9 protein-coding genes are annotated in these 15,871 nt (G+C 67.8%); 2 read left to right on the top strand and 7 right to left on the bottom strand.

Annotated elements, in window-relative coordinates; genetic code table 11:
- Window positions 1–16: 16 nt before the first annotated feature.
- From CHB99_RS12960 to CHB99_RS12950, 3 genes are all read right to left on the bottom strand, one after another.
- The gene (locus tag CHB99_RS12960; protein ID WP_042129473.1) at window positions 17–6,469 is read right to left on the bottom strand and encodes an SDR family NAD(P)-dependent oxidoreductase; all 6,453 of its coding nucleotides are present in this window, start codon (window positions 6,467–6,469) and stop codon (window positions 17–19) included.
- 129 nt (window positions 6,470–6,598) lie between these two features.
- Window positions 6,599–7,003: a hypothetical protein gene (locus CHB99_RS12955; protein ID WP_042129475.1), complete on the bottom strand. Its 405-nt coding sequence runs from the start codon at window positions 7,001–7,003 to the stop codon at window positions 6,599–6,601.
- A 281-nt stretch (window positions 7,004–7,284) separates the two neighbouring features.
- The gene (locus CHB99_RS12950) at window positions 7,285–8,964 is read right to left on the bottom strand and encodes a methyl-accepting chemotaxis protein (RefSeq protein WP_042129477.1); all 1,680 of its coding nucleotides are present in this window, start codon (window positions 8,962–8,964) and stop codon (window positions 7,285–7,287) included.
- Window positions 8,965–9,226: 262 nt separating this feature from the next.
- Here CHB99_RS12950 and CHB99_RS12945 point away from each other — a divergent pair, with 262 nt between their 5' ends.
- Together CHB99_RS12945 and CHB99_RS12940 are read left to right on the top strand one after the other, a co-directional pair.
- Window positions 9,227–10,171, top strand: a complete 945-nt coding sequence (locus CHB99_RS12945) for a Ppx/GppA phosphatase family protein (protein ID WP_042129479.1) — start codon at window positions 9,227–9,229, stop codon at window positions 10,169–10,171.
- A 22-nt stretch (window positions 10,172–10,193) separates the two neighbouring features.
- On the top strand, window positions 10,194–11,210 hold the full coding sequence (locus CHB99_RS12940) for a transporter (RefSeq protein ID WP_042129482.1): 1,017 nt from the start codon (window positions 10,194–10,196) through the stop codon (window positions 11,208–11,210).
- A gap of 121 nt (window positions 11,211–11,331) precedes the next feature.
- Here CHB99_RS12940 and CHB99_RS12935 read toward each other — a convergent pair whose 3' ends face one another.
- The 4 genes from CHB99_RS12935 to CHB99_RS12920 form a co-directional block, all read right to left on the bottom strand.
- Entirely contained in the window at window positions 11,332–12,945 is a 1,614-nt protein-coding gene (locus CHB99_RS12935) for an inorganic phosphate transporter (RefSeq protein ID WP_042129484.1), read from the bottom strand.
- 73 nt (window positions 12,946–13,018) lie between these two features.
- Window positions 13,019–13,936, bottom strand: a complete 918-nt coding sequence (gene ppk2, locus CHB99_RS12930) for a polyphosphate kinase 2 (RefSeq protein ID WP_042129485.1) — start codon at window positions 13,934–13,936, stop codon at window positions 13,019–13,021.
- Window positions 13,937–14,000: 64 nt separating this feature from the next.
- Complete coding sequence (locus tag CHB99_RS12925) at window positions 14,001–14,855, bottom strand: AraC family transcriptional regulator (RefSeq protein ID WP_042129487.1); 855 nt, start codon at window positions 14,853–14,855, stop codon at window positions 14,001–14,003.
- A gap of 494 nt (window positions 14,856–15,349) precedes the next feature.
- Window positions 15,350–15,817 (bottom strand): Lrp/AsnC family transcriptional regulator, encoded by a 468-nt coding sequence (locus CHB99_RS12920; RefSeq protein ID WP_042130489.1) that lies wholly within the window; start codon window positions 15,815–15,817, stop codon window positions 15,350–15,352.
- Window positions 15,818–15,871: the final 54 nt, after the last annotated feature.

Genomic DNA, 15,871 nt, shown 5'->3' with positions numbered 1-15,871 from the left:
TGCAAAGGTGGATGGATCAGAGCAGGGCCCGGAGCAGGTCCCGGGCCTGCTCGGCGGTGATTTCCTGGCGCCGCAGGCGGTCGAGGATGGCCTGCGGCGTGCTGGCTGGTGGCGCTGCCGGCATCGGCATCGGTGTCGGAGCCGGAGCCGGCTGCGCTGGTGGCGCAAGCGCCGGTGTCTCGGCGAGTGCCGGCACCCAGTAGCGGCGGCGCAGGAATTCGTAGCCGGGCAACGGCACCTTGCGCCACGCCGTGGCGGTGGACTCGGCATCGGCGTGCTCCAGCCAGCCACGGGCGTCGTCCCGCAGGGCCGCGCTGCCGTGCGCGCCCACCAGCAGCTCGCTGGCGTCGGCGCCCAGCAGCCAGTGGCCGAGCAGGCGGCGCAGTTCGTCGAAGTCGCCGGCGATCACCGCCAGCCGCGCTTCGCTGAAGCGCTGGCGACCGTCGCGCAGGGTGCGCGCCACATCCTGGGTGCTGAAGCCCTCGCGGCCGAGGTGGCTGGCGGGGTGGTGCGGGGCGAGCGCGCGTTCGTGTTCCAGGTGGTCGACGAAGCGCTGCAGGTAGCCGCGCAACTGGATCTGGCCGCGGGCGCTGAAGACGAACACCTGGGCGCCGCCGTCCGCCGACTCGCCGCGCGCCGCGGCATCTTCCAGCAGCACATGGGCATTGGCCCCGCCGGCGCCGAAGGAACTGATCGCCGCGACCCGCGGCAGGCCGTCCGCCGGCTCCGGCCAGGCGGCCAGGCGCTGCTGGACGACGAACGGGGTGCGGCTGAAGTCGATGTTCGGGTTGGCCGGGCTGGCGTGGATCGACGGCGCCAACTGACGGTGCTTGAACTGCAGCAGGACCTTGGTCAGCGCGGCCATGCCGGCGGCCGATTCCAGGTGGCCGAGGTTGGCCTTGATCGAGCCGATCGGGCACTGCCAGCCTTCCGTCACCTGGCCGGCGAGGGCCTTGCCCAGGCCGCGGATCTCGATCGGGTCGCCGAGGCTGGTGCCGGTGCCATGGGCCTCGATATAGCCGATCCGCTGCGCCGCCAGGCCGGAGCGTTGCAGGGCGCGCTCGATGACCTGGGCCTGGGCGTCGGCATTCGGCACGGTGTAGCCGGAGGTCCGTCCGCCGTGGTTGAGGTCGCTGCCGCGGATCACCCCGTGGATATGGTCGCCGTCGCGCAGGGCGGCGGACAGCGGCTTGAGCAGGACCACGCCGACCCCTTCGCCGGGCACGTAGCCGTCGCCGTCGGCGCCGAAACTGCGGCACTGGCCCTGGGTCGAGGCGAATTTCAGCTCGCACAGGGTGCGGTACTTGTACGGGTGCAGCGACAGGTTGACGCCGCCGGCCAGGGCCAGCTCGCAACCGCCGCCGCGGATCAGTTCGCAGGCCAGGTGCAGGCTGGTCAGCGACGACGAGCACATGCTGTCGACGGCGAACGACGGGCCGTCCAGGTCCAGGCAGTAGGACACCCGGTTGGCGATGGAGGCATAGGACGAGTTGGTCAGCACCCGGGGTTTTTCCGGCCAGGCGCTGGCGCCGTAGAACTGGTATTCGCCGTACATCACCCCGGCGATCACCGCCACCCGTTGCCGGGCCATGCCGCGCGGACCGGACAGGCGCTGCGGGGTGTAGCCGGCATCTTCCACGGCGTGCCAGGCGGCCTGCAGGAACAGACGCTCCTGCGGGTCCATGCGCTCGGCGTCGCGGGGCGAGATGCCGAAGAACAGCGGGTCGAAGCAGTCGAAGTCTTCCAGCAGGCCGCCCCAGCGCGCATACAGGCCGTCCTCGCCTTCGGGCTGGGCCCAGCGCGTGTCGATCTCGCTGACCAGGTCATCGCCGGCGGCCAGGTGCTGCCACAGCGCCTGGGGATCGCGGGCGCCGGGGTAGCGGCCGGCGAGGCCGATGATGGCGATGTCTTCGCGGCTGCTGGCGGGGGCTGCCGGCGCGGGGGCCGGCGCTGCCTCGGCAACGCGTGTGGCCGGCGCCAGTTGCGCGGCCTGCGCGGGATGTTCGGTTTCCAGCAGGGTCGCCAGTTCGCGCAGGCTGCGCACTTCGAACAGCACGGTTTTCGACAGGTCCGGGAAGTGCCGTTCCAGGCGCGAATTGAGCTCCATGACCAGGATCGAGTCGAGCCCGAAGACCTCCAGCGAGGTATCGACGTCGATGCGTTGCAGCGGCGTGGCGGTCACCTCGGCCAGTTGCCGGCTCAGGTACTCCAGCAGGGAAACCCCCGCTGGCGCGGCGCTGGCCGCGACAGGGGCGGGTGCTTCGATGGCGAACAGCCGCGCCACCGCGTCGCGCTGGCCGCACACCGGCACCAGCAGCGGCTGTGGCAAGGCCAGGCAGCGCAGGAAGCTTGCCACGCCCTGGTCCTCTTCGAGCAAGGCCAGGCCATTGCGCGCCAGCCACTGGCGTACCGGCTCGGGTGCCTGCATGCCGTGTTCGGTCTGCCACAGCGGCCAGGCGATGGACAGCGAGCGCCCGTGGCCGCCGCGCTGCTGGCGCTGTTCGATGAAGTGGTCGAGCCAGGCATTGGCCAGGGCATAGGCGCTCTGGCCGACATTGCCGTGGATCCCGGCGAGGGACGAGCAGACCATGAACAGCTTCAGCGGATCGCTCGCGGTGGCCTGGTCCAGGCACTGCGCGGCGCGGGTCTTGGCATGCACCACGGTGTCGCGCTCGCTGGCCGGCTGGCGCAGGAAATAGCCGTCGTGCAGCAGCCCGGCGCAATGCAGGACGCCGTGGCAGGCGCCGAAGCGCTGGCGGATAGCGACGAGGGCCGCGGCCAGGGCGCTGGCGTCGGCGCAGTCGACCTGCCAGTAGGCCGCGTCGGCCGCACCCAGGTCGCGTAGCTGCCGCAGCCACTGGGCGCTGTGCTCATCGGCGGCGCGGCGACCGAGCAGCACCAGGTTCAGCCCGCCCAGTTTTGCCAGCGCCGCACCCAGCGCGCGGCCCACGGCGCCGAGGCCACCGCTGATCAGCAGGGTGTCGCCGGCGCTGAAAGCCTGTGCCCCGGTGTGCGGCTGCTCGGCGACGAAGCGCAGGGCGGCGCGCTGGCGCTGGCCGTCGCGCAGACGGATCCGTTGCACCCCGGGTTGCGGGGTGCTGCGCAGCTCGGCGGGCAGATCGCCGTCGCCGACCTCGATCAGGCTGGCGCTGAGGCTGGGCAACTCCTGCACCAGCGAGCGCAGCAGGCCTTCGAAGGCATTGGCCGGCCCCGGGCTGACCAGCGTCTGGATGTGCAGGCGCGGCGTGCCGAGGTTCTGGCACAGCGCGCGCAGCAGGTCCGCCGCGAGCAGCAGCGGCGCGGGTGTCGTGTCGTTGCCGCGCAGATCGAGGAGCAGGCGTTCGGGCGTCAGGCCCTGGCTGCTCAACAGACGCAGGAGCAGGTCGATCTGCACCGGGTCGGCGAGGTCCGCCTGCACCGTGCGTGGCGCCAGGTACTGGAACTGCGCGGCGGGCTGCAGGTGCCAGGCGCTGTCCACGACCTCGGCGGGCAGCGCGACAGTTGGCTCGGTGCGATACAGCAGGGTGGTCGACGCCGGGCCGGGCTCGGCCACGGGGGCCGGCAGCCAGCAGGGTTCGAGCAGGTGCACCGGGTGTGGCGTGGCGCCGCGGTACTGGCGGAAGGCGAAGCCGTCGATTTCCACCAGCAGCGCGCCGGAGTCGGCGAACACGCGGAAGTCGAAATGACGCATCGCATCGCTGCGCGCGGCATGCGGGCGGACATGCACGAACAGCCGTTCGCTCAGCGGCGCATGGCAGCGCAGCGTCTGGCAGGCGTAGGGCACGAAGGTGCTGTCGACCGCCGTGGCACCGACGAAGGCGCTTTGCAGCACGGCGTCGAGCAGGGCCGGGTCGAGGGTGCTGACAGGCTCGTTGTCGCGGGGGCGCAGGTGCACCGCCGTCAGCGCCTGGCCGCTGCCCAGCCAGGCGGCTTCGAGGCAGCGGAAGCTCGGGCCGTAGGCCAGGCCGAGGCGGTCGAGGCTGGAATAGAAAGCGCTCAGGTCCAGCGGCTGGGCGCATTCGTTGCGCAACCGGGCCAGCTCGGGGGTGGAGGGCGCGGGCCGGTCCAGGGCGCGGCATTCGCTGCTGAAGCCGGGCGCGTCGGCGTCCGTCCCCAGGCTCAGGCGCAGGCTGTCGCCCTCGCGCTGCGCGCGGCAGTGCAGGCTGCGCGGCTGGTCGTCGCTGAAACGCACCGGGCTGGCCCAGGTCAGCGCCCGCAGTTCCAGCGGCAGGCTGAAGCCATGCGCGCGCGCCTGCGCCACGCTGAAGTCGATGTAGGCCGCGGCGGGCAGCACCGGCTGGCCCTGGACGCGATGGTCGCGGAGGAAGAACTGCCGGGGATCGAGGTCGATTCGCCGCGTTTCCCGCGGGCTGCTGGTGGCCTGGCCGGGCAGCGTATGCCGCTCGCGGGCGAACGGGTACAGCGGCGCGGCGAGCGGCGCCGGCGCTTGCGCCCAGAAGCGGCTCCAGCCTTCGAAGCGCCCGGCCACCCAGGCGCGAGCCAGGTCCTGCGGGTCTTGCGCGGCCATGTCGGGGTCGCTCTGGGTGCCGGGCACGACCCGACCGTGCAGGCCGGCGCCGCCATCGTCGAGGAAGCGCGCGAGGCCTTCGCGCAACGGCCGGGCGCTGTCGGCGACCAGGGCAAAGCGGTGATCGAAGGCCGCGCGGCAGCATTGCAGGGTGTGGGCGAGGGCGCCGAGATCGGCGTCGGGGTGAGCGTCGAGCCAGCTCGCCAGGGCGGCGATCTGCTCGCGCAGGGCCTCCTGGCTACGGGCGGACAGGACGAACACCGGCACGCCCGCGCTGCCCGGCGCGGGCGGATCGGCCGGTGCCTGCTCGACGATCACATGGGCATTGGCGCCACCGGCGCCGAACGAACTGATCCCGGCCCGCAGCGGCGCGCTGCCGGTCCAGGCGCGGGTTTCGCGGACCAGTTGCAGCGGGCTGTCCTGCAGCCCGGCATCCGGGTTCAGGCTCGCGGCATGCAGCGACGGCGCCAGGGTGCGATGGCGCAACTGCAGCACCACCTTGCACAGGCTGGCCATGCCGGCGGCGGCTTCCAGATGGCCGAAGTTGCTCTTCACCGAGCCGAGGTGACGCGGGGTGTCGGCGCCCAGGGCGCGCTTGAGGCCCTGTACTTCGATCGGGTCACCGAGACGGGTGCCGGTGCCATGGGCCTCGATATAGCTGACGCTGGCGGCGTCGATCGCCGCGTCGGCCAGGGCCTGGTCGATCAACGCCGCCTGCGAGGTGGCGCTGGGCACGGTATAGCCATTGCCGCGGCCGCCGTGGTTGACCGCGCTGCCCTTGAGCACAGCGAGAATCCGGTCACCGTCGCGGCGCGCCACGTCCAGCGGCTTGAGCAGCAGCGCCGCGACCCCTTCACCGGGGACGAAGCCGTCCGCCTGGCTGCCGAAGGCATGGCAGCGACCGCTGGGCGAGAGCATGTGCTGCTGGCACAGCTGCACGTACTTGGCCGGGTGGCTGTAGAGATTGACCGCACCGACCAGGGCGGCGCGGCACTGGCCCTGGCGCAGGCTGTCGATGGCCATGTGCAGGGCGCTCAGCGACGACGAGCAGGCGGTGTCCACGGCCAGGCTCGGGCCGCACAGGTCGAGGGCGTAGGACACCCGGTTGGCCACCGACCACGGCATGCCGCTGGGGATCGCGGTGTGGCCGGCCTGCCACAGCGCCGGGCCGAGCAGCGGCCAGGTATTGCTGGTGATGCCGACGAACACGCCGATATCCAGCGAGCCGTTGGCATGGCGCAGCAGGCGGCTGCGTTCGCCGAGGTGGCCGCTGTCTTCCAGGGCGTGCCAGGCGCATTGCAGGAACAGCCGTTCCTGCGGGTCGAGGCAGGCCGCGTCGCGGGGCGGAATGCCGAAGAACTGGGCGTCGAAGCAGTCGATATCGCGCAGGAAACCGCCCCACTTGGCGTAGCTCAGGCCACTGCCGCGGGCATCGCTTCCCGCCTGAAAAAAGCCCTCCAGCGCCCAGCGTTCGCCAGGAACCTCGCTGATCGAGTCACGCCCCTGGAGCAGGTTGTGCCAGAGCTGGTCGAGGTCATCGGCATCGGGAAAGCGTCCGTGCAATCCGACGATGGCGATTTCCGTGGCGGCGCTGTGCGGGCGACGGAGGGAAAGTGGAGTCAGGTGTGGCCAGGCATCCGCGGCCGGCGCGGGCGCCGGGGCCTGGGGTTGCCGTTGCGCCCAGGCGGCGCAGGCCGCCGGGTGTTCGCGGCGCAGGTGCTCGACCACGGCGCGGACCGTGCGGCAGTCGAACAGCAGGGTCTTGTTCAGCTCGGGAAAGTCCGGCTGGATCAGCTCGTTGAAGCTGAGAATGGCCAGGGAGGTCAGGCCGATCTCGTGGAAGGCGGCGTCGTCATGCAGTTGTGCCGCGGCGATGCCGGTGGCTTGTTGCAGCAGTGCGCGCACCCGCTCGGCGAGTGGATCGAGGTCTTCCCTGGACATGCAGACTCCCTGATCTGGACACGCCGTTCGCCGGGCACGGGGCCGCCGGCGAAACGAGCGCCAGATAGTTGCAGTTGGTTGGGCGGAGTGCGGTGACCGGCACCAGGCCGGTCGCCGACTTATGAAGTATTAAAGTGTGATGGTAGTGGTGGGGTAGAAGAGGATATTGAGTACGAACAATATCATCCAGAAACCGATTTCAAGTGTTTCGGTAATTGGCTGGATCTTCTTGATTGCACCATAGACATGCACGACGAACATTAACGTGAAGACCACGAACAATACATCGAAGGCATAACTGAAACTGGTGCCGGTGGTGGCCGAACGCAACATGCAGAACTCCACGACGAGAATGAACGCGCCGAGGCAGCGGCCGAAGTAGATGGCCAGGTGTTCGTGTTCGGGAATCGTCCATTGCATCAGCCGGGCCCATTGCAGCGGGGCAACGAAGATCGGCAGGGCGAAGAACAGGGTGGTCGCGACCATCAGGGTGGTGATGTATTCCTTGCTGTATTGCGCATAGTAACCAAGCATCGAAGAACTCCTTGTTCCAAGGACGTAGTGACACGCCGTGCAGTAATTATTGTTTTTGTGACTGGCTGGTTTTGCGGCGGCAAGTATTGCGAGCGCCGACAAAGCGTGTCAAGCGTGAACAAGGGAGTAGTACCAAAGGCGCAGGGAGGGTGTACAACCAACTGATACAGCCGATTGTTTTGCATTGAGACGAATGGGCGCCGCGGTTATATCAGATTGAAACAACTTCGTTGTTCTAAGTACGGTGGGCGTATTGAAACCGCCCACCGTGAATTTTTTATTCAGATGCGGAATTGCCGTACCAGTGTCCGCAATTGTCCTTCCAGGCTCGACAGGCTCTGCGCGGTCTGTGCGCCCTGGCGGGTCTGTTCGGCGACGCTGTCCACCGACTGGGCGATCTGGTGCACGCTGCGGTTGATTTCCTCGGCCACCGCGGTCTGCTCCTCGGCGGCGCTGGCGATCTGCGCGTTCATCGAGCTGATGGTGCCGATCAGCGCCGCCATGGCGTCCAGCGAGGTGCCGGCTTCGCTGGCCTGGTCGCGGGTGCGGTCGCCGCTCTCGCAGGAGTGGCGCATCGATTCCACCGCCGAATGGGTGCCGGCGGTGAGGCGGTCGATCATTTCCTGGATTTCCTGGGTGCTCTGCTGGGTCCGGCTGGCCAGGCTGCGCACCTCGTCGGCGACCACCGCGAAGCCGCGTCCGGCCTCACCGGCGCGGGCGGCTTCGATGGCGGCGTTGAGGGCCAGCAGGTTGGTCTGTTCGGCGATCGAGCGGATCACCCCGAGCACCCCGACGATGGACTGCACGTCCTGTTGCAGGCTGTCCAGCGAGGTGCCGCTGCCGCGAATGTTTTCCACCAGGGCATGGATGCGCTTGATGCTGCCGTCCACCACCTGGCGTGCCTGTTGGCCCTGGCTGTCGGTTTCCTGGGCGGCGTGGGCGGCGTTCTGCGCGCTGTGCGCCACTTCCTGGGCGGCGGCGGACATCTGGTTGATCGCCGTGGCCACCTGGGTGGTTTCGTGGCGCTGCGCTTCCATCGCCTGCTCCGAGCGGCGGCTCTGGCTTTCCACGGCCTGGACCAGGCTCGACAGTTCGCCGCTGACCTCCACCACCTGGCGCACCAGGCCCTGGATCTTCTCGACGAAACGGTTGAACGACGCCGCCAGCTGGCCCAGTTCGTCGTTGCCGGCACGCAGGCGGTGGGTCAGGTCGCCGTCGCCGGCGGCGATGGCGTCGAGGTTGTCCTTCATCGCCTTGAGCGGCTTGAGCAGGGTGTTGCTGAGCATCAGCCCGGCGACGCCGAGGATCACCAGGAGCACCGCGGCGATGGCCAGGATACTGGCGAGGATCGAGTCGATGCGCTGGTCGATCTCGCCGCGCAGGTCGTTGATGCGCAGTTCGATATTGTCCAGGTTCACCGCGGTGCCGACCGCCATGTCCCATTTCGGCAGGTAGAAGCTGTAGGCCAGCTTGGGCACCTGCACGTTTTCGTTGCCGGGCAGCGGCGAGCTGTAGTTGACGTAGTGGCTGCCGTCCTTGGCCACCCGCACCAGTTCGCGGTTGATATAGACGCCGTTGACGTCCTTGCGGTCGCTGAGGTTCTTGCCGACGTCCACCGGGCTGTCGCCGCGAAACAGGCGGACCACGTTGGAGTCGTGGGCGAAGAAGTAGCCGTCCTTGCCGTACTTGATCTTCGCCAGCAGGGCGATGGCCTGGTCGCGGCTGGCCTGGTCGCCGGCGGGGGCGGCGTCGTACAGGCCCTGCACCGCGCCGATGGCGATCTGCATGGCGTTTTCCAGGCTCTGCCGGCTTTCATCGAGCAGGCGCTGGCGGGTCTCGCTGATTTCGCTGTCGGCGAGATTGCGCAGGATACGGTCGGCGGCGCCGCTGATGACCAGGGCGAAGACCAGGACCGGGAGTATGGCGAGCAACAGCAGTTTTGTTTTTAGAGTCAGCTGCATGGGTGGATCCTCAGTGGCACGGGCGCAAGGCGAGGGGGTTTATCGGTTCATCGGCCTGAATGGGGAAAGCTGAAGATCCGGGGGACCGCCTTGCGGTCCTTCGCGGGCAAGCCACGCTCCTACGAGGGCAAGTGCAATACCCGTAGGAGCGTGGCTTGCCCGCGAAGGTCCGCAAAGCGCCCCCAATGGCCCGTCACCGAAGTGTCATGAAACGAGATGTAACATCCCGCCATTGGGCCACCCGGCCACCAGGAACCCTCGCATGAAAGACAGCGCCCCCCTGTTCGCAGCGGTCGATCTCGGCTCCAACGCGTTTCGCATGACCATCGCCCAGCCCGTGCCGGGCAACCGTCGCCCGCTGATGCGCAAGGTGAAAAGCCTGCGCGAGCCGGTGCGCCTGGCCGAAGGCCTGCACGGCGATGCCCTCGACGCCCTGGCCGTGGAGCGCGGCTGGCAGGCGCTGGAGCGCTTCGGCAAGCACCTCAGCGGCTTCCAGCAAGGCCGCGTGCGCGCCGTCGCCACCAGCGCGGTGCGCCAGGCGCGCAACGCGGCGCTGTTCCTCGAAGGCGCCGAGGCGCGCCTGGGCTTTCCCATCGACGTCATTTCCGGCCAGGAAGAGGCCGAACTGGTGTTCTCCGGCATCGCCCACAGCATGCCCTGCGAGAAGACCACGCGCCTGGTGGTGGACATCGGCGGCGGCTCCACCGAGCTGATCGTCGGGCGTGGCAAGTGCCCGGTGTTCAGTGAAAGCCTGAATATCGGCAGCGGCACCTTCGGCACGCGCTACTTCGCCGGCGGGCGTGTCGACAGCCGGGGCCTGCAGCAGGCGGAACAGCACGCCAGCCTGGTGTTCTCCGAGGTCGACGGCTGTATCCGCGAGCACGGCTGGCATGCGGCGATCGGTTCGTCCGGCACCGCGCGCATGCTCTCCCGGGTGCTCAAGGCCAACGGTTTCAACGACGGCGGCGGCGACGGCATCACCTACGCGGGCTTGCTGCGCCTGTCCCTGGCCCTGCTCGATGCCGGCCAGGTCAAGCGCCTGCACCTCGATGGCCTGCAGCAACATCGCCAGGGCATGCTCCCCGGCGGCCTGGCGATCATGCTGGCGGCGTTCAAGGTGTTCGGCATCGACGACATGACGCCGTCCGAGCCCGGCCTGCGCGTCGGCCTGCTGCACAGCCTGATGGACAATGGCGCGCGCCACTGATCGACCTGCCCCGAGAGCCCGCATGATCACCACCCAGGGCCATCAGCAGGACGCCGATCTGAATGGCCTGCTCTATGGTTTTGTCTTCCGTCCCGGCCAGCCGGGGCGGGAAATCGATTCCTCGCAAGCGCTGGAACTGTTGCTCGATCCCGGCGATCCCGAGGCTTTTCTCTGGCTGCACATGAACCTCGCCCACGCCGCCTGCGAGCGCTGGATGAAGGGCAGCCTGGACCTGCCGGAGACCTTTTTCGAAACCCTGCGCGAAGGCTCGCGCTCGACCCGCATCGAACACGCCGACACCGCCTTGCTCGCGGTGGTCAACGACGTGGTGTTCAACTTCGGTCTGGTCTCTTCCGACGTGTCCACCCTGTGGGCCTGCGTGCGCCGGCGCCTGCTGGTCAGCGCGCGCCTGCAGCCGCTGCATTCGGTGGATCGCCTGCGTTCGTCGGTCAAGCGTGGCGAGCGCTTCGCCTCGACCATCGAGCTGCTGGTGCACCTGCTTGGCGACCAGGGCGATCTGCTGACCCAGATCGTCCGCGAGACCACCATGAACGTCGACCGCATCGAAGACCAGCTGCTGTCCCAGCGCCTCAGCGACAACCGCGCCGACCTCAGCGCCATGCGCCGCGTGCTGGTGCGCCTGCAGCGCCTGCTGGCGCTGGAACCGGGGTCGTTGCTGCGCCTGCTCAACCGCCCGCCGGACTGGCTGCGCGAGGAGGATATCCGCCAGTTGCGCGCCGCCACCGAGGAATTCTCGGTGATCATCAACGACCTCACGGCGCTGGTGGAGCGGATCAAGCTGCTGCAGGAAGAGATCGCCGCCAAGCTCACCGAAGAGAACAACCGCACCCTGTTCACCCTCACCGTGGTCACGGTGCTGGCGTTGCCGATCAACATCATTGCCGGTTTCTTCGGCATGAACGTCGGCGGCGTGCCGCTCTCGGACGACCCGCACGGGTTCTGGGTCTTGGTGGTGCTGGTGGCGACGTTCACGGCGCTGGCGGGGCGCTGGGCGTTTCGCAAGCGGGGGGATTACTGACAGTTCCTTGTTGTTCTTCAGGGCCTCATCGCGGGCAATGCCCGCTCCCACAGGATTCGGTGGTGCACGCAGTCCTTGTGGGAGCGGGCATTGCCCGCGATGAGGCCCGAAAAGACACCCCTCAGAACAGCTTGCTCAAGATCCAGTACAGACAACCCGACAGCAGGATCGCCGCCGGCAGGGTCAGCACCCAGGCCATCAGCAGGTTGCGCACCGTGGCCCATTGCAGGCCGGTGCCGTTGGCGGTCATGGTCCCGGCAACGCCCGAGGACAGCACCTGGGTCGTGGAAACCGGCAACCCGTAGATGTCCGCCGCACCGATGGTCAGCATCGCCACCGTCTCCGCCGAAGCACCCTGGGCATAGGTCAGGTGGGTCTTGCCGATGCGCTCGCCAACGGTAATGACGATGCGCTTCCAGCCAACCATGGTGCCCAGGCCCAGGGCGATGGCCACGGCCACCTTGACCCACAGCGGGATGAAACGGGTGGCGTCGTCGATCTGCTTCTTGAACGCCTGCACCTTGGACGTGGTATCGGCATCGAAGTTGCCGACCTTGTCCTTGTCTATCAGGCGGATGGCTTCCGAGGCCAGGTACATGTCGTTGCGCACGTTGGCCATGGCCTGCGCCGGCACCTTCGACAGCGAGCCGTAGCCCTTGACCTGAGCGCCGATCTGCCCGGACAGCAGCGCCAGCGCCGGCACCAGCTCGGGGGTGACCTGCCTGGTCCGCACGTAGGTCTCCAGTACCGGACGCGGCTCGCTCGGGGCCGACTGCGGGGCGCTGCGCTGCAGGGCCTGCTGGGTCACCTCGGCGACCGCGGCGAACTGCGTGGCCTGGCTTTCCGGCATGGTGCGGTTGAGCGCATAGGCCATCGGCAGGGTGCCGATCAGGATCAGCATGATCAGGCCCATGCCTTTCTGCCCGTCGTTGGAACCGTGGGCGAACGACACCCCGGTGCAGGTCAGGATCAGCAGGCCGCGAATCCACCAGGGCGGCGGTGTGTCGCCTTTCGGCGCCTTGTACAGCTCGCGGTTCTTCACCAGCAGGCGCAGTGCCAGCAGGAGCAGGGCGGCGCAGACGAAGCCCACCAGCGGCGACAGCAGCAGCGAGTAGCCGACCTTGGTCGCCTGCGCCCAGTCCACCCCGGAGGTGCCGTCGCGGCCGTGCATCAGGGCGTTGGCCACGCCGACGCCGATGATCGAACCGATCAGGGTGTGCGACGACGAGGCGGGCAGGCCCAGCCACCAGGTGCCGAGGTTCCAGAGGATCGCCGCGATGAGCAGGGCGAAGATCATCGCGAAGCCGGCCGCGGACCCGACCTGCAGGATCAGCTCCACCGGCAGCAGGGCGATGATGCCGAAGGCCACCGCGCCGCTGGACAGCAGCACGCCGAGGAAGTTGAACACTCCGGACCAGACCACCGCGAAGTGAGCCGGCAGGGAGTTGGTGTAGATCACCGTGGCCACCGCGTTGGCGGTGTCGTGGAAACCGTTGACGAATTCGAAGCCGAGGGCGATCAGCAGGGCGATGCCGAGCAGCAGAAAGGGCGTCCAGGTGGTGATGACAGCGTTCATTTCGCCGACGTCATGGACCAGGCTGTACGCCGAGAAGCCGATGCCGGCGAGGAGGAGCACGACGAACAGGGCCGAGGCGACCAGCCCGGGCTTGTGGCTGAGCCGAGGGCGCTGGCCCTCGGCGATCGAAGAGGGTGAAGCGAGAGTGCTGGTGTCCATGTTCCGATACCGGTGAGTGGCGACACCGGCGATTATCGGAAGAGGATGTTACAAGTTGTGTCGCGCCTTGGGCTCAGTAGACCTCCGGCACGATCAGGACGTCCGGTGTCGGCGTGCGGCTGTAGTCGGCCTGGCGCACTCGTTGCGGCAGCGACACGCTCGGCGCTTCCACTTCCTCGTAGGGCACCTGGGCGAGCAGGTGGCTGATGCAGTTGAGGCGGGCCTTCTTCTTGTCGTCGGCCTGCACCACCCACCAGCGCGCCTCGTCGATATGGGTGCGTTCGAGCATGATTTCCTTGGCCTTGGTGTAGGCCTCCCAGCGTCGCCGCGACTCCAGGTCCATGGGGCTGAGTTTCCACTGCTTGAGCGGGTCGTGGATGCGGCTGAGGAAACGCAGGTTCTGCTCCAGGTCGGAGATCGAGAACCAGTACTTGATCAGGGTGATCCCGGAGCGCACCAGCATGCGTTCGAATTCCGGCACGCTGCGGAAGAATTCCTCGTACTGCTCGTCGTTGCAGAACCCCATGACCCGCTCGACCCCGGCGCGGTTGTACCAGCTGCGGTCGAACAGGACGATCTCGCCCGCCGCCGGCAGGTGCGGCACGTAGCGCTGGAAGTACCACTGGGTCTGTTCGCGGTCGTTCGGCGCCGGCAGCGCGGCGACCCGGCAGACCCGCGGGTTGAGGCGCTGGGTGATGCGCTTGATCACACCGCCTTTGCCGGCGGCATCGCGGCCTTCGAAGATGATCACGATCTTCTGGCCGCTCTTGACCACCCAGCTCTGCAGCTTCACCAGCTCGCCCTGGAGCCGGAACAGCTCGCGGAAATAGCGGCGGCGCGCCGCTTTTTCCGGGCTGTCGGGGAGGTTTTCGTCGAACAGCTCGTCGAGGTGCCCGGCGTCTTCGGCCAGTTCCAGTTCGAGTTCTTCATCGCTGTGGTCGACCAGCTCGTGGTAGATGCGCTGGATCAGGGAGTCATCGGTCAGCAACATGGTGCGCCTCGTTCACGGTTGTGCCGCCGATGGTAAAAGGCCTGCGTGGCAGGCAGGTGACAGCCTATTGCAGGGGCACGTAGATATCGGTCTGCCACTGCTCCAGCGGTGTTTGCGGAAACACGCTCAGGTAGTGGAAGAACAGCGGCTCGTCGCGCAGTTCCTCGCCGCTGGCCGGCAGCCAGTCGCGGTACACCGGGTAGATGGTTTCGCTGATGGTGTCCGGCGAGCCGTGATGGCGTACCACCGCGTAGCGACCGCCGGCGATGCGCAGCTCGCCGATGTCGAAGTCGTTGGGCTTGACCGTTTCCTCGATCTCACCGCACACGGCGAAGCGGAATTCCTCCGGCGGGGTGGTATCCGGGTTGTTGAACGGGATGCCGAACGTGCGGCTGCTGGCCACCGGCGACTGGCCGCTGTGCAGGCGCCAGTCGATGAAGCGGCGCACGCTGTCCTGGACCAGGCCGGGCGGGCCGAGGTGTTGCAGGGCGGCGACGCGGACCTCGGCGAACTCGACGATCTTCACTTGCATGCTGATGCTCCTTGAGAAGTGGGGGATGGCGAACACCGCATTCCACACCTGCCATTCCGGTTGCTGGCGGAAGGCGCTGGGGCTGGTGCCGAAGTCGCGGCGAAAGGCCCGGCTGAATGCCTCGGGACTTTCGAAACCGGCGTCCAGCGCCGCCGCCAGCACCGAATATTCCGCCTGCCCGGCCAGCCGCCGCGCCGCGCGGCGCAGGCGCATCAGTTGCACGTAGCGGGCAACCGGCACGCCGACGTAGGCGCTGAACTGGCGGTGGAAGTGGTACGCCGAGAAGTTCGCCACCTGGCTCAGGGTCTTCACCGACAGGTCGCCTTCGAGGTTGGCGTCGATGTAGGCGAGGACGGTGGCGAAGCGGGTGGCGTAGGGGCTGGACATCTGCGGGGTACCGGCTGGGGTGGTTGTGCGATGGGGCACAGGATGAGGGAGCGCTGATCGCGAAGCCTAGCCGCAGTTGCTGGATTGGGGGAGGGGCGCCTTTTTGAAGGTCTGGTGGGGATATGCATCAGGGCTGTCAGGTGCCTGTCTTGAGTTTTGCAGTGCTCTTGAGATCGAGCGCCGCCCGCGCGGCGCATCGCGGGCAATGCCCGCTCCCACATTCGCTGCAACGTACCTATGTCTGACAGGCCATGGTTGACCGCCTTGTTGGTTCGACGCGATACCGAGTCGAGCCCAACAGCCTCCCCGCGATGCATCGCCGAAAAAACAAAGGCTGACAACTCAAATCCAACAGGCCATGGCACGTTGCAACCGATGTGGGAGCGGGCATTGCCCGCGATGCGCCGCGCGGGCGGCGCTCGATCTCAAGGGCGCCGCAAGACCCCAAGACAGGCACCTGCCAGCCCTCGCGCTATTTCCCGGCAAACCAGCGCCTACAGAACCACCACCGGCACATTCAGCCCCACCTTCACATTGCTCATCGACACCAGGGTCTTGAAGCGCTTGACGTTGTTGCTCTCGAAGAACAGCGTGCGGGTCAGTTCGGTGTACTGCTCCATGTTGCGCACCGCCATGATCAGCACGAAATCGCATTCGCCAGCCACGTAATAGCACTGCTGCACCTGCGGGCAGGCGAGGAAGGCGCGCTTCATCGCGTCGAGCAGGTCGAGGCGCTCGTTCTCCACTTCCACTTCGGTGATCACCGTCAGCCCGTAACCGAGCGCGACCGGGTCGACCAGGGCCACGCTCCCGCGGATCACGCCATCGGCATTGAGCTTCTTCAGCCGGCGATTGACCGCGGCGGGAGACAGGTTGACCCGCTCGCCCAGCTCCTGCTGCGAGGTGGTGGCGTCCTGCTGCACGGCGTCGAGCAGGGCGAGGTCGAAGGGATCGAGGCTCATGGTGGGGGATTTCCTGAAAGCGGATGAATGCGGAATAAAATTTCATTTCCCGGG

The organism is Pseudomonas japonica (assembly GCF_900188455.1).
In the GTDB taxonomy this organism is placed as follows: domain Bacteria; phylum Pseudomonadota; class Gammaproteobacteria; order Pseudomonadales; family Pseudomonadaceae; genus Aquipseudomonas; species Aquipseudomonas japonica.
This window is presented reverse-complemented; position numbering and strand designations above follow the sequence as displayed.

Coding starts and splice junctions, on each gene's coding strand:
- CHB99_RS12960 (WP_042129473.1), bottom strand. CDS start 6,469: ATGTCCAGGGAAGACCTCGATCCACTCGCCGAGCGGGTGCGCGCACTG.
- CHB99_RS12955 (WP_042129475.1), bottom strand. CDS start 7,003: ATGCTTGGTTACTATGCGCAATACAGCAAGGAATACATCACCACCCTG.
- CHB99_RS12950 (WP_042129477.1), bottom strand. CDS start 8,964: ATGCAGCTGACTCTAAAAACAAAACTGCTGTTGCTCGCCATACTCCCG.
- CHB99_RS12945 (WP_042129479.1), top strand. CDS start 9,227: ATGAAAGACAGCGCCCCCCTGTTCGCAGCGGTCGATCTCGGCTCCAAC.
- CHB99_RS12940 (WP_042129482.1), top strand. CDS start 10,194: ATGATCACCACCCAGGGCCATCAGCAGGACGCCGATCTGAATGGCCTG.
- CHB99_RS12935 (WP_042129484.1), bottom strand. CDS start 12,945: ATGGACACCAGCACTCTCGCTTCACCCTCTTCGATCGCCGAGGGCCAG.
- ppk2 (WP_042129485.1), bottom strand. CDS start 13,936: ATGTTGCTGACCGATGACTCCCTGATCCAGCGCATCTACCACGAGCTG.
- CHB99_RS12925 (WP_042129487.1), bottom strand. CDS start 14,855: ATGTCCAGCCCCTACGCCACCCGCTTCGCCACCGTCCTCGCCTACATC.
- CHB99_RS12920 (WP_042130489.1), bottom strand. CDS start 15,817: ATGAGCCTCGATCCCTTCGACCTCGCCCTGCTCGACGCCGTGCAGCAG.